We start from the raw sequence: 17,769 nt of genomic DNA, 5'->3' as shown, positions 1-17,769 counted from the left end.
GAAGTCACGGTGTGGTGGCCTTTCGAATAGAAAGCGTTGGTTGCTCGTAGTGTATTTTTCTATTGTCCCGATTATTCGGCGGTGAGGTCGTAGGTCACCGATCCACGCAGGATGGTGTGTGTGACTCGTGCGCCAAACTCTTCGCCTTCGTAGGGGTTGTTTTCCGACTTCGAAGCCAAGCGCGTGGAATCAGAGACCCACGGGTGCTCTGGATCGACAATGGTGAGGTTGGCCGGCTCGCCTTCGGCGATGGGGCGACCGTGACCGGGCAGACGGGTAATTTCAGCCGGACGCTCGGACATGACGCGGGCGACGAAGCGCCAGTCCGCCAAGCCGGTCGCGACAAAAAGCTTGGCGATGACAGCCAGGGAGGACTCCAAGCCCAACATGCCGGGCTTGGCATTTTCAAACTCCACGCACTTGTCTTCGCTGCCGTGCGGGGCGTGGTCGGTAGCCACGACGTCGATAAGCCCGTCAAGCAACGCCTGACGAAGAGCTACGGTATCGGACTCCTCGCGCAGTGGCGGGTTGACGCGGAAGACACCGTCGTAGGACACGAGCTTGTCATCCGTCATAAGCAGATGATGCGGAGTGACTTCCGCGGTCAGCGGGATGCCCTGCTCCTTTGCCCACTTGAGAAGCTCGACGGTTCCCTTCGTGGAGGCATGGCAGATGTGCATACGGTTGCCGTAGTCACGGGCAAGGAGTGCATCGCGCGCCACGATGGACTCCTCAGCCACGCGCGGCCAGCCACGCAGGCCCAAACGTGCGGCGACCTCGCCTTCGTTGGCGCAGGCGCCTTCAGTCATGCGGTGATCCTCAGCATGCTGGGCCAAGAGGACATCGAGGCCCTTGGCATATTCCAACGCACGGCGCATAAGCTGTGGGTCTTCAACACACTTGCCGTCATCGGAGAACATACGGACCTTGGCGTCAGAGCGGGCCATCATACCGAACTCCGTAAGGGTCTTGCCTTCGAGGCCCTTGGTGATGGAGCCAACCGGGTGGACATCGCACAGGCCCAGCTTTTGGGACTTTACCCATACAGACTCGGCGATAATCGGCTGGTCAGTCACGGGCATGGTATTCGCCATGGTGAATACCGCCGTGAAGCCACCCTTGGCAGCGGCACGGGAGCCGGTCTCAATGGTTTCAATATCTTCACGGCCAGGTTCGCGCAGGTGAACGTGCATATCCACCAGGCCCGGCAACAGGACGTTGCCGCCGGCGTCAATGGTGCGGTCTGGAGACGTGTTGCCGGACTCATCGCCCGCGGCACCCACCGCGTCGGCCCCAGCACCGATCGACGCGATAACGCCGTCTTTGATGAGGACGTCGGTGGGGTCGCCCTCACCGTAAGGACGCACGTTGGTGATGAGCAGGGTGCCTGCCGCTGGGGCGGAGAGCACGCCGGTGTCAGGATAAGTAGTCATATCTAGGTATCTCCTCGTCTAGATTCCGGCGTTCTCGCCATTGGTAAGCAGAGTGAACAAGGTAGCCATGCGTACGTGAACACCGTTGTTGACCTGCTGGAGCACAGCCGAATTATCGAAGTCTGCAACGGCGTAGTTAATTTCCATACCGCGGACCATGGGGCCTGGGTGCATGATGATGGCGTCCTTCTTCATCGCTGCGGCACGGTCCTTGGACAGGCCATATAGCGTCGCGTATTCACGGTGCGAAGGGAAGAAGCCGCCATTCATGCGCTCAGCCTGAACACGCAGCATCATGACGACATCTGAGCCAGGAACCTCAGCATCGAAATCGTGGGATACCCGTACCGGCCAGTTCTCCACACCGAAAGGCAGCAAGGTGGGCGGCGCCACCAGGGTGACGTCAGCGCCCAGGGTGGTCAGCAAATCAACATTGGAACGCACCACGCGGGAATGCAGGCAGTCACCCACAATGGTGACCTTGAGGCCTTCAAAGCCGGTACCAGAGCCGGAACGTTCGGTGTCAAGGCCTAGGCGTTGGCGCATCGTGGTGGCGTCGAGAAGCGCCTGCGTTGGGTGCTGGTGTGCCCCGTCACCGGCGTTGATAACACTCGGTCCCTGACCTCCTGGGGCTACCCAGCTGGCCAGCTGCTGTGCCGCACCCGACGAAGGATGGCGGATAATGATGGCATCCGCGCCAATAGAGGTCAGTGTCAAGCCGGTGTCCTTCAAAGACTCGCCCTTCTTCACCGAAGAGCTGGACGCGGAGAGATTAATAACGTCAGCCGACATCCATTTACCGGCGGTTTCGAAGGAGGAACGCGTACGCGTGGAGTTCTCGTAGAACAACGTGAAAACGGTGCGACCGCGCAGGGTCGGAAGCTTCTTGACTTCCCGGCCGTTGAGCGCTTCGCGGAAGCGGTCCGCCTCATCCATGAGCGCCAGAATTTCGGCAGCGCTTAAATCAGCGATATTAATGAGGTGTTTCATTTAGGCCTCCTTGCTGGGGTCGGCCGATGCGGTAGAACGAGTGAGCACAACGGCATCGCGGCCATCGATGTCGGCGTTGTAGACGGTGACATCCTCATCACGCGCGGTGGGGATGTTCTTGCCCACATAATCAGCGCGGATAGGAACCTGGCGGTGGCCGCGGTCCACGAGGACGGCGAGCTGGATGATGTCGGGGCGGCCAATATCGGCGAGAGCATCGAGCGCAGCACGAATGGTGCGGCCAGAATAGAGCACATCATCCACGAGAATGACGGTGGCGCCGTTAATGCCGCCATCCGGCACCGTGGTGGGCTTAAGCGCGCGATGCGGGCGCGAGTACAAGTCATCGCGGTACAAGGTGATGTCAAGGGAACCCCAGGGAACCTCCACCCCAGAGAATTCCTCGATTTTATCTGCAAGGCGCTGTGCTAGCGGCACGCCACCAGAGGGAATGCCTAAGAGCACGACCCGAGGAGAATCACTCGAATCAAGCGCAGTTTTTTCAATGATCTGGTGCGCGATGCGTGCGACGGTACGCGCGACGTCGGACGAGCTCAGCAGCTCGTTGGACTCCGCGTGAATGTCGGTTTCACTCATCGTGACCTCCTTCCCCGCCTCACAGTGCGGTCTTTAAAGGATGTCGGACAAGGGTTACTTAGACTGTCTATGCTTGAAAGCCAGCACCAACCATAGCACTTTTCCCTTGCTCTTTTGAAGGCTCGCACCGAGCTTTCTTACCCCCAATCACCGTGAGGCAGGTCTTTACACAGTGAGTTTCACCACCCAGCACGTTGTTCCAGCACCGCGCGAGGAGGTGTGGCAATGGCACGAGCGCCCCGGAGCACTGACTAGGCTCAACGCACCGTTTGGATTCATGACTCCTCTCCAACAAGCACAATCCCTGGCCACTGGTACCTCGGTGCTCGGGCTGCCGGGCGGACTGAAGTGGGTTGCGCGCCATGACCTCGCTGGATATCAACCACAGAAATCCTTCCGGGACGTGTGCATCAACGCGCCGTTCCGCGCCTTGGCTCATTGGCGCCACGAGCACCTCTTTGAAGATCACCCAGAGGGCACGCTCATTACGGACAAAGTCGATACCCGAATCCCCACCGCAGTTATTGAGTCCATGTTTGCCTACCGCCAGCATCAGCTCGTGGAGGATTTCCGTTTCAAGCAGCGCTTGGGTGTGCTGAATGATAAGCCATTGACGGTGGCTCTTACCGGCGCACATGGCACGGTGGGAAAGGCAGTGTCCGCGCAGCTGACCACGCTGGGACACACCGTCATCCCGCTCGTTCGCTCGAACCCAGGGGTTGGCGAGCGTCTGTGGCGCCCGAATCTTCCTGCCAAGGATCTCCTCGAGGGCGTCGACGTCCTCATTCACCTCGCCGGCGAACCCATATTTGGGCGTTTTAACTCCTCTCATAAGGACGCTATTCGGGATTCCCGCGTGGGCCCAACGCACTTGCTCGCACACGTTGCCGCCACCACGGATTCTGTGCGCGCGATGGTGTGCGCCTCCGCCATTGGTTTCTATGGTCCTGACCGCGGCGATGAAGAACTTACCGAGAACTCTGAGCGCGGTGAAGGTTTTCTTGCTGATGTCGTCGAAGCATGGGAAAACGCCTGCGCACCAGTGCGCGATGCCGGCAAGCGATTGGTGAATATGCGCACCGGCATTGTGCAGTCAGGAAATGGCGGCATGCTCCCCCTGTTACGTGCAGTGTTTTCTACCGGACTTGGTGGAGCGTTTGGCAAAGGTGAAATTTGGTACAGCTGGGTGGCCCAGGATGATCTGCAGGACATGTACGTTCGCGCCGCTCTCGACTCTCAGTGGGAAGGACCCATTAACGCTGTCTCCCCCAACCCAGTCCAGAATCGCGACTATGTCGATGCTTTGGGACGCAAACTGCATCGCCCCACCGTCATTCCCATCCCGAGCCTAGGCCCCGCCTTGCTCCTAGGCAAAGAAGGAGCCCGCGAATTGGCCCTGGCTAACCAGAAAGTTATTCCCGCCAAGCTGGAAGAATTGGGCCATGTTTTCCGCTACCGGGAGGTAGACCAGGCCCTGGCCCACGAGCTCGGCGGCGAGGAGCTCTTCCAGACCCCCTAGGCCGCACCCGGTCATCGTGGCTCCGGTAGGGTCGGGGCGTAAAGAAAAATTTGGTTGTAAACCAAGCAAAGTGAGTGAGACAAAGAATTGACTGACGCGACTAACCAGGGCGGTGCGCAGGAGCGCGTATTGCTGCCCGATACCCCAGTGGAGGACGTAACGCTCGAGCGTATTGCGGAAATCTTCGAGTCCGAAGGTTTGGAGTACCGCATGGAAGAGCAGCAGACTGAGAATCAAGGCACCGTTAAGCTACTGCGCACGGGTTTCTCCAACGCGGCCATTGCCTTCCAGCTCGTCGGCTCCTCACTCATTGTGGACTCCGTCTGGCGTGGCTCGGTACCTTCCTCCGAGGCACCGAACCTGCTCATGCACATCAACTCGTGGAACCAGGACCACTTCACACCGACGTTCCGCTTCTTTGAGGCCCCTGACAATGCCTTGGCGGTTTCTGGTGCCCGCGAGCTCAACACGTCGCATGGTGCTTCCCGCAACCAGCTGGGCGCCTTCGTGATGTCCACCTTGGATGCAATCCTGCAGTCCTTCGAATGGATTGAACAGCACTACCCGCAGCTTGTGACCTGGAAGGAGCACAACCATGACTAAGCCGGCTCAAGATCCTCATGCCTTGCCCGACGTCACCCTCGATCGCATCATCGCCGCGATGAAGACCTTCGACATTGAGCTCGAACCGGTCACCGGCCGCACCGATGCCGCCACCGCCAACCTCAACGGGCTACCGTGTATGTTCGCTGTGCTCGACAGCGTGGCCATTGTGCGTTGCGACGTGCCTACCGACGCCGAATACGCCAAGGCAGACGCCGGACTTTTCTTGGCCGCCAACCAGATTAACTCGGTGGCCATGGGCGCCAGCGCAGTTATCACTGACTTCGACGGCATGCTGTTGGTGCGCACTGAGTCTGATATTCCGTGCGCCGCCGGCATGAATGACGAGCAGCTCGCTTCAGCTCTGCGCGCCTCTGTGGATGGCGTCATCAACGCCCAGAACGCCATGGTCGCTGCCGCTGAGGAGATGGCGAAGCTCGGTTCCGAATCCGCAGCACAGGCCGGCGAAGGCAACCCTGAAGGCGCGGAGAAGTGACCGACCTTCACGCTATTGAACCGGTGAGCATCGACCGGCTCGCGCAGCTGTGCGAGCTTATCGACGCCGACTATGCCATCATCGAAGCTCCCCGCACCACTGGCGATGCGGATACCGATGCGGATATTCAAGCCGAGGATGCGGAAGCCAGCCTCCACCGCGTACTCCAGACTGGTATCCCTCATATTGCAGTGCACTGTGACCTCAATGAGGAAGGCGATACCTTGAGCGCCTTCGCCACCTGGGAAGGTACCCTTCCCGAGTCCGCAGAAGAAGACGTTGCGGCCACCGTCGCTGAGCTCAACTGGGCCAGCGTTGCGCCAACGTTGAGCTACCTCGTCACAGGTGGTGCTGAAGAGCAACCAAATAGCGGAGAGATCCAGTTCTGCGCCAACCGCGCCATGGCTGTGGGCGAAGGCCTGTCTTTGGCCCAACTCGGTCACTTCTTGCTCAGCTCCCTAGCGAGCTTCGCCGAGATTTTTGAAGTCGTGGCCGAGCATTTCCCACAAGCAGTGACATGGAATGCAGCGCCGTTGAAAGCAGTGACGTTGAATGACATGCAAGAACAGGAAGCAGAGGACTAATCGTGAGCGCTGATCCCTACGAGATTCTGTCAGGCTCTCCCCTGCCGGCGGTCACCCGTGATCGCGTCCTGAGCCTGCTTAATGGCGCGGAACTCGACATGGCCGCCACCGCCCACCCAGAGGATGCCACCGCCGCTGTCGCTCGGCTCAATGACCTGGATTGGGTCATTACCGTCGAGGAAGGCCTTGTACGCTTGGAATGCGTTCTGCCTACTCAGCTCGGCGAAGAGGTCATTTCCCTGTTCCACGTGTTGTGCAATGAGTTCAATTCCGGTGCCTTCGATGGCCGCGCCCTCGTGGGCACCGATAACGGCAGCATTGAGCTGCGGGGCGACGCCTGCTTCGTCACCACCGCGGGCCTGAGCGAGGACCAGCTTTTCCATGCCCTCAACGTGGCCATCATTAACGCCCAGGAGGCACTGCTGTCCGTCCTCGATACGTTTAACGCCACCGCCCGCGAACTCGCAGACAGTGACGACTAAAACGCTGTCAGGTTAAGAAACCGGGTAGAGGGTAGAAACAGCACCTAGTCGGCGTTCTCAATGCGCTCGCGCTCGACTTCTGGGTCGAAGTCGGGCGCGGGCCACTCTAAGTGCAGGTGTCGGAGGAGGTCCACGATAAGGAACTTCAGCGCCATGCGGGCATATTTCTTGTTGTCAGTGGGGATGACATACCAGGGAGCGTAATTTTCATCCGTGCGCTGAATCGCGTCTTGGTAAGCCTCCATGTATTGGTCCCAGTATGCACGTTCCTCAACGTCTGAAGGATCGTACTTCCAGAATTTATCTTCGCGCTCTGTACGCTCAAGCAGATTGTCCTTCTGGGCCTCCTTGGAGATGTGCAGGAAGATTTTGATCACCTTCACGCCTCGAGCAGTGAGTTCAAGCTCATAGTCACGAATGGCCTCAATACGGCGATCGACTTCCTCTTCATCTACCCACTCGTGCACACGCTGGATCAGCACATCCTCATAGTGTGAACGGTCGAAAGCCACGATTTGGCCTGGCTTCGGATCGTGTTTGCGGATGCGCCACAGGAAGTCGTGCTTCAGCTCTTCCTCGGTAGGTTTTCCAAAGCCGACAGTCGTCGTTCCTTGCGGGTCAAAGGTGCTAAAGACGTGGCGGATGGCACCGCCTTTTCCGGAAGTGTCCATACCCTGCAGGACGATAAGTGCGGCCGGGGCATCCTCACCGTAGGCACGCCCGTTAGCAAAGAGACGCTCCTGCAGCTCGTAGAGCACATCGTCATACTTGGAGAACCGCGCATCGAGCTCTTCTTTATCCCCGTCGAAACCCGGGGTGCTCGAGGGATCTACCGAGTCAATCTGGAAGTTTTTGCCTGCGCGTAGGTTGAGTGCGTCTTCAATCTTGAATTTCGCCATGCCGACCAGCCTACAGAAGCCGCCCTAGGCACCCAGCGTCATGAGTCCCCGAATAAGCGCGCTAAGGGAGCCTAAACTCGCCACAGTCAGGGAGAGCTTGCGTGCGTGTTCACGGGAAACTCGCCCAGCAATCTTCGTGCCCACCTGGATTCCGATAAACATACCAACGATGCCGAAGGGCCATACCAGCCAATGCAGGCCCTCGAAGCCGCCAGCACCTAAGAAGTACTTCGTAAGCACGGAAAACAGTCCACCGACGAAGAAACAGGGCTGAAGCGTAGCTGCATACACTGCTTGCGGCCAGCGTGCGGCCTGGGCATAAACAGTAATCACGGGCCCCGCAACACCAGCCAACGTATTGGTGAAGCCACCCAGAATACCGGCGGATACCGCCGGACCCGTGCCATGCAACTCCGGCACAAAGTGCCGGCCAAAGGACACCACGCCCAGTGCGGTGAGGAGCGCACCACCAACGAGGACCAACAGCATGGCTGTATCGATCCGCGCAATGAGCAGGGCCGCCGGGATAGAGCCCAGAACCATGAAAGGAGCGATGCGCGCCCACTTGCCCCAATCGACGTCCTTGCGCATGGAATACGTCGTGAGAACCGCGTTGATGCAGGCCAACACATTGGTAACCATAATGCCTTCTACCGGCCCCAACATGAGGGTCAAGATGGGACCACCGATAAGCCCCAAACCCATGCCGGATACGCGTTGAAGACACGATCCTACGGCGACGATGAACAGGATGGAGAGTGGGATGACCAGTACGGTCACTGCTGCTGTTCCTGGTAGCGCGCCATGACGGCCTTGGCCACATGCTCAGGGAACATGCCCGTCACATCGCCGCCGTACTTTGCAACCTGTTTGCACAACGAGGAGGAGATGTAGCCGTATTTCTCATCCGTAAGAAGAAAGACGGTATCAATTCCGGACAAGCGGCGGTTCATCTGTGCCATGGGCAGCTCGTACTCGTAGTCCAATGAGGAGCGCAAACCTTTGACCAGAGTGTCCACGCCATGTGCGCTGGTGTAGTCCACAAGCAAGCCGCCCCACCAGTCCACCTCAATATCCGGTGACACGGTCTTACGGATGAGGTCAACGCGTTCTTCGACGTTGAACAAACCAGAGGGTTTATCCGGGTTCGCGGTGACGAGCACGGTGACCTTGTCAAAAAGTTCAGCCGCGCGTTTGAACACGTCGACATGTCCCAGTGTGATGGGGTCAAAGGAACCAGGGCAAACTGCGTGGGTTGGCATTGGACTTAGTTCTCCTCGCTTCGGTGATAGATGGCCATGTCAAAACGTGCGATACCAAACGTACGCTTCTTAAGTTTCTGACCGGTGGGTTCAAACCCTTCAGGCCACTCCGTCTGGGGTGTATCAACGTGGCGTTCAATCACCACAATCGCATCATCATCCAGCACAGGTTCAATAGCGTCGAGCAGGCCATCAACGTCGTCGAACTCGTAGGGAGGATCCGCAAGGACAATGTCGAAATAGCCGCGTGGTGCGGTGGCCAGGTAGGTCGAGGCTTTCATCTCCCGTACCTCAACGCGGGGGTGCTTGACCACGCCAATGTTGTGGCGGATCACCTTGACCGCGGCAGAGTTATGTTCCACCAGCACCACTTCTTCGGCACCGCGACTCGCAGCTTCCAGGCCCAGCGCACCGGAACCAGCAAACAAGTCGAGCACGCGGGAATCGTTGAACCCCCAGCGCACGTCTAGTGAAGAAAACAATCCCTCACGGGCACGGTCGGCGGTCGGCCTCGTCCCAGACTCGGGCACCTTGATGCTGCGCCCGCGGGCTTCCCCAGCGATGATTCTCGTCATGGCCTCTACCCTATCGCCCTTGGGGCTAAGGGAGAGGAGTCTCCCCCCGAGATCTGCTGGGTTTAGTTCTTCTCCAGAAAGTCCTGCTCGTCCGCAGTGAGGTTGTGTGTCAGTTCTTCTGCCAGCTCAGGGTTGCGCTCGACCATCGCGGCGGCGTCCGCGTGGGTGCGCTCGACAATCTCGCGGTCGTTGCTCAAATCTAGCAACTTGAGCGTGCGCTTCGTACCGGATTGCAAGGTGCCCAAAATGTCGCCCTCATGGCGTTGCTTGAGGTCGAGCTCGGCTAAGTCAAAGCCGGAAGGCGTATCTGCGATAGCCGCCACACGCCGATAGGACTTAGAGTCTGGCAAAGCGGTGGTGTGCAGCAGACAGACTGATGCATTGCCGCCGCGCCCGACACGGCCGCGCAATTGGTGTAGCTGAGAGACACCAAAGTTTTCTGACTCTCGAATCAGCATGACCGTTGCGTTGGGCACGTCAACCCCGACTTCAATGACGGTCGTGGACACGAGAATATCGATGTCGCCTCGTGCAAAGCTCGCCATGACCTCGTCCTTATCCGGCATCTTACCGTGGAGCATTTCTACACTCAGCCCACGGAACGGCAGGTTGCGCAGCTGCACGGAAAGCTGCTCGACTCCACCATCACCTTCGATGCGCGGGCACACGATATAGGCTTGGTGGCCCTTTTCTACTTCTTCACGGATGCGCTCGATGGCACGGCGAACCCAGTCGGGTTTCCACTCGGGAACCACCGCCGACAGGATAGGTTTGCGTCCGCCGGGCAGCTCTTTGAGCGTGGAGACGGCTAAGTCCCCAAAGACGGTCATGGCAATCGTGCGCGGAATTGGCGTAGCCGTCATGACCAACAGGTGGGGGCTTGTGCCCTCCCTGGTCTTGGTGCGCAAGCTATCGCGCTGCTCCACACCGAATCGGTGCTGCTCATCGACGATTACCAGGCCTAAATCAAAGAACTCGACGGTGTCCTGAATGATGGCATGAGTACCAATCACAATGTCAGCCTCGCCCGACACGATCTCCAGGAGTGCTTGGCGCTTCTCCGCAGTCTTCATCGACCCAGTCAGCACGGTGACGGTTACCCCTTCGGGAACGCTAGCGCTTATCGACGCCCCATGCTGCACCGCCAACACCTCCGTCGGCGCCAGCAGCGCTGCCTGCTTTCCGGCGTCTACTGCCTGGAGCATCGCGCACGTGGCAACGAGCGTTTTGCCCGATCCGACCTCGCCTTGCAGCAGGCGCATCATCGGGACGGTGCCGGAGAGGTCGGTATCGATTTCTCCTATCACGCGGCGTTGCCCATCCGTCAGCTGGAATGGGAGCTCCGACAGCAGCTCATCACGGTAGCCGTCAATAATGGCCGGCATCGGGGTGGCGGTACGCCCTTTGACATCGCGTTGGCGCAGCGCCATCACCAGACCAATGGACAGGGCCTCGTTGTACTTGAGGCGTTGAATTGCACGTTCCGGCCCATTCGGTCCCGGCTCGTGAATCTCGCGTACTGCCTGATCCAGTGTCACCATCATGCGGTAATCCAACGGTTCTGGGATCGGCGGAGTCTGCTCCAGCACCTTATGGATTGCGCCCATGACATACCATGACGTTGCCGTTCCACTGGCTGGATACACCGGAATCCACTCGCGCTTCAGAAAGGTATCGAGCGAACCAAACTGCGCGAGTTTCTTCAGCGAACCGCTACCTTTACCGGCAGCCTTATCCCACATCGAATCCTGGAGGCTGCCGGGGTCCAAAATGAGAAAATCTGGGTGCTGCAGGCTTGGTATACCGCGGAAATACTTCAGCTTGCCGGAGAGCATAATGCGCATGCCGCTGCGGAGAATGCGCTGGACAAAGTAGGCGTTGAAGAACGCCGCCTGGATCCCGCTATCCATGTACAAGGTGAAGACCACGGTCTTGGAGGTGTGGCGGGTGCGGACATCGCGGATAACGCCGGTGATGGTGACTTGGTCACCTTCCTCGGCACCACCCAGGCCGACCTCCTTGTTGTGGCGGATATAGTCGCGCGGATAGTGACTGAGCAGCTCACCGCACGTGGTGTAGCCGAAGGCTTTCTTCAGCGCTGATGCATCCTTCTTGTCCAGTACTTCAGTGAGTTTGCGGTCATCCTGCCACCCCAGCACGGTCTACTCCACCCCAATCTCTGTACGCGTGCCAGGTACGCGCACTACGACCACATCCACGCCGAGGCTGTTCGCAAGTTCCTCTTCCGACACCTCCAAGGCGGTGAGCACTGTGACTTGCTCACCGCCATGGGCTAACAGCGACCGTGAAACCTGCTCGACTGCGCTCACCGTTTCTTCCGCTGGATACCCCACGCGCATGGACCGGGCCGCATCACCCATGGCAGCTACCACCTCAGCAGTATGAGGGTTGTGCGGTTCATAGACCGACATTGCAGCCAAACCTGCTACGAAGGAATCTGCGGGAATGACAGTGGCTTGCCCTGCATCACCTCCACAACCATTGGGCAAGAAAAGATCGCCCGCAGAAGCATCCTTTACCCTGACACCAGGCTTGACCGCGCATACCCCAACCTTCTCAAACAGCTCCCTCACCGCACCGTCTGGAACTGCAGCGAAGATCCGCCGCCCTGGTTGCCCAGCAGTGGATTGCGGCGCTTTGTCTACCGCGGGCAGTGCTTCCAGCCTTAGGTCACTGACCTTTCCCAGAGCGTAAGCCTTTTCGATGACCGCGCCCACGTCGGCACTGTGGATGTGCACGCTGGCGGACGCATTGGTGGCACGTGCAATGACGAGACTATTGCCCATGGAACTCAAAGCTTCCTGGATCACATCCAGATCGCCTTCATAAAAGAAGATGGCTTCAATCTCGGCCCCAGCTGTCTCGGCTTCTACGTGTGTGCTGCGCTTGTGCTCATTGGACTTGAGCGGCTGAACATCTGGCTCCTCTCCGGTGACCTGAGCCAGCAAACACTCCAGCAGGATTACCAGCCCCGCACCTCCGGCATCCACAACGCCCGCCTCCCGCAAAGCAGGCAGCTGCGATGGGGTCTCAGCGAGCGCGCGCCGGGCAGCGCTAAGGACGGCGACCAGAATGCAGTGAAGCTGCGCACCAGACTTTTCGGCTTCAGCCCGCGCCGCATCGCTAGCAGCGCGCAGCACAGTAATGATGGTGCCCTCCACGGGCGCCGCGAGGGCGCGGTCGACAAGTTCGACGGCGTGCGTAAGCGCGGCGGCCAACACTGCACCATCCACACGCGACTCAGTCGTTGCCTCAGCTACACCGCGCAAAACCTGCGAGAGGACCATGCCTGAGTTACCGCGAGCTCCCCGCACGGATCCCAGCGCCAGCGCTTCGGCTACGTCCATCTCACCTTTGTCCGCCTCCGCCAGGGCGGCTTCCATGGTGTGCGCCATATTGGATCCGGTATCAGAATCGGGGACGGGAAACACGTTAAGCGCATTAATCTCAGCGCGGCGGCGTGTAAGCTCCTCCACGGTGCGCGCGGCCCAGGCATGCAGGCCACGCGCGTCCAACTCGGCGGGATACGACATGTGGGCTAGTTTACAAGCGCCAGTCCACGGGCGTGACGCCGCGGGCCTCAAGAGCTGCATTGGCACGAGAAAAGGGCTTCGAACCAAAGAATCCGCGCCGCGCCGACAACGGTGAAGGATGCGGTGAGGTAATGCACTCGGTACCGGGAAGAAACGCTTGGCAGCTCTGGGCGTCACGTCCCCACAGGATGGCGACGATGTCACGGCCCGCCAGCGCCCGAATAGCGGCTTCCGTAATCGGCTCCCATCCAATGCGTCGGTGCGAGCCCGCTTGACCAGGTGCCACGGTGAGAACGCGGTTGAGCATGAGCACGCCCTGGTTGAACCACGCGCGCAAGTCTCCGTCATCGCGGCCTTGAATCCCCAAGTCATCGTGGAGCTCCGCGTAAATATTCTTCAGTGACCGAGGTGCAGCCACACCTGGCCGTGTGGAGAAAGACAAGCCCATCGCATGCCCCGGGGTGGGATACGGGTCTTGGCCCACGATGAGTACGCGGACCTCCTCGACAGGCAGGGACAATGCGGCAAAAACATCCTCAGCCGGAGGCAGATAACTCTGCCCAATGCGCTGTTCAATGCGCGGAAGGTTCTCCTCAAGCGCCGCACGAATGTGCGGCATCCAGGAATAGTGGATACGGGACGTATCGATCATGCAAAACTCTCCCAACCGCCGGTGAAACGTGGTGCTTCGCCACCTACTGTAACGCCCGTTCCACGCAAGACCCTTCCTACGGTACGGAATCCAGAGGGAGCGTCCTTGAACGTCGTGGCTAGTAGCGTATGGTCCTCCCCGCCGGCGAGAATCCACTCCCACGGATCCACGTCCAGCACAGCGCCGGCGGCAGCCAGAAGAGGGTCCGGCGCAATAGCCTCCGGGTCCAAGTCGATGTGCACCGAGGAGCGCTGCGCCATCAGTCCTACATCGCGCACCAGCCCATCAGAGTTATCCGTCATTGCGGTCGAACCAGTAGCGCGAGCAATTACACCGCGACCAGGGGTGAGGGTGGGGGCACAGTGAGCGTCGACAAGCGGCCACAGATCCTCCAACTCCTGCGGTAGTGCCCGGCCGAAACGCTCGAGCAAGGCCAGCCCGGCTGCGGAGTACCCCATCTTGCCGTGCGCCACGAGGGTCTGCCCCGCGCGCGCCTTATCCAAGGTCAACGGTGCGCCACTGCCGCCCAACGAGCCCAGTGCCGTGACGTTGAGAACGAAGTTGTCGCTGCGGGTAAGATCTCCTCCGACGAGCTCGGCGTTGTACACCGCGCAGCGCTCCGCAATTCCCTGCGCAATGCCGCGCACAAAGTCCACCGGTGTATCCCCGGGAGCCGCAACGGCAAGGAGGGCTGCGGTTGGGCGCGCTCCCATGGCCTCGATATCCGCGAAGTTTCGCACAATGGCCTTCTGCCCCACCTCCGAGGCCGTCGACCAGTCTCGGCGGAAGTGGCGACCTTCCACCATCATGTCCGTCGACGCCACAGTGCGGGAATTAGGTGCTGCTGGGTAGAGCACCGCAGCATCGTCACCGTTGAGAGCGCTGGGCGCAGCGGCGACGATTTCATGAATGACGTGCCTTTCCCCGGCTTGCTCGAGCGTGTGCGACAAACCCATCGACTCCTTCTCTCTTTTATGGCTTCGGGGGTTAGGATATGCCCCTATGGATACCCAATTTAACCGCACCGCCATCTACGTCTCACTCGGGCTAGCCATCACCATGGTGTTTGCGGTGTTGTTGGGCGCCAAGTTCGTCTTTACCAACTCCGCGCAGCAACCGGTGGCGTTGCCTCCCACCCCCTTCAAAGCTGCGGACTCCCCCGAATGTGCGCAGCTAGTGGAGTCGCTTCCTGACAAGCTCTTAGGCCACCCTCGTGCCGAACTCGCCGAGCCTGCTCCGGCTGGCGCTGCCGCGTGGTCGAGCTCCTCTGAGGAGCGCGTTACTCTTCGGTGCGGCGTGGACCTGCCGCAGCAATACACGGAGTATTCACAGACCACTGACGTCGACGGTGAAGCCTGGCTGCAGGTCATCGACGCCACCCCAGGTTCTCATCTCACCACCTGGTACACCACGAAGCGCAGCCCTGCCATCGCAGTGACGACCACAGGGGACGAGGCACCGCAGGGGCTTTCCGACGCCCTCTCGGCCCTCCCCCAGAAGTCCCTACAGCCGAACCCCGCCCCACTATCGAAGCTTGCGTCCGGTCCGGATTCCATGTGCCCGGACCTTGAGTCGGCGTTGCCAGAATCTCTCGCGGAGGGCTACACGCGCCGCGAGGACGTGGGCGATGACAACACGTGGGTCTTTAGCGCGCCGGGCCGCGAGGAGATCGTCGTGCGCTGTGGTGTAGCCGCCCCGGAGAATTACGCTGCCGGTGTACAGCTGCAGCAAGTCAACGAGGTTCCGTGGTTTGAGGACACAACCTTAGGCGAGGGAACGACGGCCGGCACATGGTTTGCCTTGGGGCGCGCTGAAGACCTCGCACTTTCCGCTCCCCAAGATGCGGCGAACTCAGCGCTCGTGCGACTTAGCGACGCCCTTGCCGAGTCCACCCCGGAACAGTCTTAACGCGACATCAACCGCGCGCCAGCGCGGTCTGAATCAGCGTATCGAGTAGCTCCGCATAGCTCACGCCATCGGCGGCGAAGACCTGCGGGTACATCGAAATCGGGGTAAAGCCCGGGAAGGTATTGACCTCGTTGATGTAGTAGGTGTCTTCGGTGATGAAGAAATCTACGCGGGACAGACCTGCCGCACCAAGCGCGCGGAAGGCTTCGATAGCGCGCTCGCGGATTTCGGTGGTGAGTTCCTTGCTTAGCGGGGCAGGGATTTCAGCAGAAACACCCTCATCGAGGTATTTGGCATCGAAGCCATAGAAGCCTTCCTCGGACTCCGTGGTCCCCAGAAGCTTGGCCGGGACAGAGGCCCGAAGCGTTCCATCTGGGTGTTCAAGTACGCCGACCTCAACTTCAGCGCCACGGATTTCAGGTTCTACGAGCACCTTATCGTCAGATTCGTAGGCCAGTTTCACGGCCGCCTCAAAATCCTCCCAGGCCGAGACCTTGGAAACACCGATGGAGGAACCACCGCGTGCCGGCTTCACAAATACGGGAAGGCCGAGACGGTCCTTCTGGACGTCGTCCAGCGCCGTTTCTCCAGTAAGTACCTCCTGTGGTGCCACAGGCAAGCCCTCAGCCACGAGGAGTTTCTTGGTGAATTCCTTGTCCATACCCACGGCCGAAGCCAACACTCCGGCGCCCACGTAGGGGATGCCCGAAAGCTCGAAGAGGCCCTGCACCGTGCCATCCTCACCAAAGGGGCCGTGAAGGACCGGCACGATGACATCGACCTCAGTGTAGTGCTCATGGCGGGTGACATTGTGGATGCGACCACGGGTGGCCGGAGTAAGGGAGAGCGCAAGCTCATCGTGGAGCTCGACTTCCGGCATGCGGCCATGAACAATCTCGAGCCCCTCGCGGGTCCCCTGAGTCCACGTGCCTTCGCGGGTAATACCGATGGGCACAACGTCATACTTTGCCGGATCGAGGTGCTCCATAATGGCACCAGCGGAGATGCAGGACACCGAGTGCTCGGAGCTGCGCCCACCGTAGACAACGGCTACGCGCACAGGTTTCGCTTCAGTCATACCCGGCAACTTTACTCGGCTTTACTCCGCCTTCTTGGTGCGACCCATCAGAGCCACGATCATGTCGTCCACGCTGACCCCTCGATGGCACACGCCATAGACGGCCTGGGTAATCGGCATCTCGACGCCCGCACGCTGCGCGAGGCGGAAAATCGAGTCAGAGGAAATCACGCCTTCCGCTACCTGACCGTTAGTGGCGGCCTTAGCTTCCTCCAACGTACCGCCTTGTCCTAGTTGGTAGCCAAAGGTGCGGTTACGCGAGAGCGTCGAACTACACGTGGCCACAAGGTCGCCCATGCCAGCTAGACCGGAGAACGTAAAGGGATCCGCTCCCAGTTCCACGCCGAGGCGCGTTATCTCTGCCAGTCCGCGGGTAATGATGGTGGCCATGGTGTTATTGCCCAACCCTTTGCCGGATGCCATACCGCAGGCGAGGGCGATGACGTTCTTGCAGGCACCGCCGATTTCTGCACCGATGACATCGGTATTCGTATAGGGGCGGAAGTACGGTGCTGCGGCCGCGTGCTGGACTTCTTTGGCACGGGCCTCATCGGTGCAGGCAATAACGGTAGCGGCTGGTTGCTCCTGGGCCACCTCCTTGGCCAGGTTCGGTCCCGAGAGAACGGCGATGCGGTCTTCTTCTACGCCCGCGGCGTCGGCGATGACCTCACTCATCAGGTTCAGCGTTTCCTTCTCCACACCCTTGGAGATGGAGACCAGCGTGGCGTCTTTAGGCAGCAAGGGCGCCCACGTTGTCAGGTTGCTGCGCAAGGTCTGGGAAGGCACGCCGAAAATCACAATGGAGGCACCGTCTAATGCCTGTGCGGGATCCGTCGTTGCCTCGATGCTCTCGGGCAGTGGCAGGTCCGGCAGGTAATCCGGATTCTCGTGGCGGGTATTAATAGCTGCGGCCAACTCCTCGCGACGTGCCCACAGACGGACCTCGTTCCCGGCGTCCGCGAAAACCTTGGCCAACGTGGTACCCCACGAGCCAGCTCCCATCACAGCCACGCTAACCATGTGCCACCTCACTTTTAGAACAGGTTTGTCAGTCTCCACCATTAAAGCACGGTCCGCTTTAGAGCACGTTCGGCGCGTAAGACTGCATCATTGTGGTCAGTGGAGGAAAATGGAAAA

Annotated in this window: 19 protein-coding genes; 6 read left to right on the top strand and 13 right to left on the bottom strand. The window is 59.7% G+C overall.

The annotated features are described in order from the left end of the window. Positions 1-71 precede the first annotated feature (71 nt). From QP922_RS03245 to pyrR, 3 genes are read right to left on the bottom strand one after another with little or no spacing between them, the layout of a single operon-like run. Complete coding sequence (locus QP922_RS03245; protein WP_284807908.1) at positions 72-1,433, bottom strand: dihydroorotase; 1,362 nt, start codon at positions 1,431-1,433, stop codon at positions 72-74. Positions 1,434-1,451: 18 nt separating this feature from the next. Continuing rightward, on the bottom strand, positions 1,452-2,423 hold the full coding sequence (locus QP922_RS03240; protein WP_284807907.1) for an aspartate carbamoyltransferase catalytic subunit: 972 nt from the start codon (positions 2,421-2,423) through the stop codon (positions 1,452-1,454). Next, on the bottom strand, positions 2,424-3,020 hold the full coding sequence (gene pyrR / locus QP922_RS03235) for a bifunctional pyr operon transcriptional regulator/uracil phosphoribosyltransferase PyrR (protein ID WP_284807906.1): 597 nt from the start codon (positions 3,018-3,020) through the stop codon (positions 2,424-2,426). Positions 3,021-3,192: 172 nt separating this feature from the next. Between pyrR and QP922_RS03230 the strand changes: the two genes are divergently transcribed. The 5 genes from QP922_RS03230 (at position 3,193) to QP922_RS03210 (ending at position 6,704) form a co-directional block, all read left to right on the top strand. Further along, on the top strand, positions 3,193-4,539 hold the full coding sequence (locus tag QP922_RS03230) for a TIGR01777 family oxidoreductase (protein WP_284807905.1): 1,347 nt from the start codon (positions 3,193-3,195) through the stop codon (positions 4,537-4,539). Positions 4,540-4,626: 87 nt separating this feature from the next. After that, positions 4,627-5,142, top strand: a complete 516-nt coding sequence (locus QP922_RS03225; protein WP_284807904.1) for a YbjN domain-containing protein — start codon at positions 4,627-4,629, stop codon at positions 5,140-5,142. Further along, entirely contained in the window at positions 5,135-5,638 is a 504-nt protein-coding gene (locus QP922_RS03220; protein ID WP_284807903.1) for a YbjN domain-containing protein, read from the top strand. The genes QP922_RS03225 and QP922_RS03220 overlap by 8 nt, the downstream gene beginning before the upstream one ends. Then, positions 5,635-6,222: a hypothetical protein gene (locus tag QP922_RS03215; protein ID WP_284807902.1), complete on the top strand. Its 588-nt coding sequence runs from the start codon at positions 5,635-5,637 to the stop codon at positions 6,220-6,222. The genes QP922_RS03220 and QP922_RS03215 overlap by 4 nt, the downstream gene beginning before the upstream one ends. A 2-nt stretch (positions 6,223-6,224) precedes the next feature. Then, on the top strand, positions 6,225-6,704 hold the full coding sequence (locus QP922_RS03210) for a hypothetical protein (RefSeq protein WP_284807901.1): 480 nt from the start codon (positions 6,225-6,227) through the stop codon (positions 6,702-6,704). 44 nt (positions 6,705-6,748) lie between these two features. Here QP922_RS03210 and QP922_RS03205 read toward each other — a convergent pair whose 3' ends face one another. The 8 genes from QP922_RS03205 to QP922_RS03170 form a co-directional block, all read right to left on the bottom strand. After that, on the bottom strand, positions 6,749-7,603 hold the full coding sequence (locus QP922_RS03205; RefSeq protein ID WP_284807900.1) for a PPK2 family polyphosphate kinase: 855 nt from the start codon (positions 7,601-7,603) through the stop codon (positions 6,749-6,751). A 24-nt stretch (positions 7,604-7,627) separates the two neighbouring features. Beyond that, positions 7,628-8,383 (bottom strand): sulfite exporter TauE/SafE family protein, encoded by a 756-nt coding sequence (locus QP922_RS03200; protein WP_284807899.1) that lies wholly within the window; start codon positions 8,381-8,383, stop codon positions 7,628-7,630. After that, complete coding sequence (gene coaD, locus QP922_RS03195) at positions 8,380-8,865, bottom strand: pantetheine-phosphate adenylyltransferase (protein ID WP_284807898.1); 486 nt, start codon at positions 8,863-8,865, stop codon at positions 8,380-8,382. Before coaD ends, QP922_RS03200 begins: the two co-directional genes overlap by 4 nt. A 5-nt stretch (positions 8,866-8,870) precedes the next feature. After that, positions 8,871-9,440 (bottom strand): 16S rRNA (guanine(966)-N(2))-methyltransferase RsmD, encoded by a 570-nt coding sequence (gene rsmD, locus QP922_RS03190; RefSeq protein ID WP_284807897.1) that lies wholly within the window; start codon positions 9,438-9,440, stop codon positions 8,871-8,873. Between the two features lie 62 nt (positions 9,441-9,502). After that, entirely contained in the window at positions 9,503-11,599 is a 2,097-nt protein-coding gene (locus QP922_RS03185) for an ATP-dependent DNA helicase RecG (RefSeq protein WP_284807896.1), read from the bottom strand. Between the two features lie 3 nt (positions 11,600-11,602). Then, a complete protein-coding gene (locus QP922_RS03180) occupies positions 11,603-12,994 on the bottom strand; it encodes a DAK2 domain-containing protein (RefSeq protein ID WP_284807895.1) in 1,392 nt (463 codons plus the stop codon). A 10-nt stretch (positions 12,995-13,004) separates the two neighbouring features. After that, positions 13,005-13,646 carry a uracil-DNA glycosylase gene (locus QP922_RS03175; RefSeq protein ID WP_284807894.1) on the bottom strand — a complete coding sequence of 214 codons (642 nt, stop codon included), beginning with the start codon at positions 13,644-13,646 and terminating at the stop codon, positions 13,005-13,007. Beyond that, positions 13,643-14,602 carry a thiamine-phosphate kinase gene (locus tag QP922_RS03170; RefSeq protein WP_284807893.1) on the bottom strand — a complete coding sequence of 320 codons (960 nt, stop codon included), beginning with the start codon at positions 14,600-14,602 and terminating at the stop codon, positions 13,643-13,645. Before QP922_RS03170 ends, QP922_RS03175 begins: the two co-directional genes overlap by 4 nt. A gap of 46 nt (positions 14,603-14,648) precedes the next feature. On the opposite strand from QP922_RS03170, the gene QP922_RS03165 reads away from it, so the two are divergent. Beyond that, positions 14,649-15,554: a DUF3515 domain-containing protein gene (locus tag QP922_RS03165; protein WP_284807892.1), complete on the top strand. Its 906-nt coding sequence runs from the start codon at positions 14,649-14,651 to the stop codon at positions 15,552-15,554. A 7-nt stretch (positions 15,555-15,561) separates the two neighbouring features. Here QP922_RS03165 and QP922_RS03160 read toward each other — a convergent pair whose 3' ends face one another. Further along, a complete protein-coding gene (locus QP922_RS03160; RefSeq protein ID WP_284807891.1) occupies positions 15,562-16,632 on the bottom strand; it encodes a D-alanine--D-alanine ligase family protein in 1,071 nt (356 codons plus the stop codon). A gap of 21 nt (positions 16,633-16,653) precedes the next feature. After that, positions 16,654-17,652 carry an NAD(P)H-dependent glycerol-3-phosphate dehydrogenase gene (locus QP922_RS03155; protein ID WP_284807890.1) on the bottom strand — a complete coding sequence of 333 codons (999 nt, stop codon included), beginning with the start codon at positions 17,650-17,652 and terminating at the stop codon, positions 16,654-16,656. Positions 17,653-17,769: the final 117 nt, after the last annotated feature.

Source organism: Corynebacterium sp. MSK218 (assembly GCF_030232655.1).
Classification (GTDB): domain Bacteria; phylum Actinomycetota; class Actinomycetes; order Mycobacteriales; family Mycobacteriaceae; genus Corynebacterium.
This window is presented reverse-complemented; position numbering and strand designations above follow the sequence as displayed.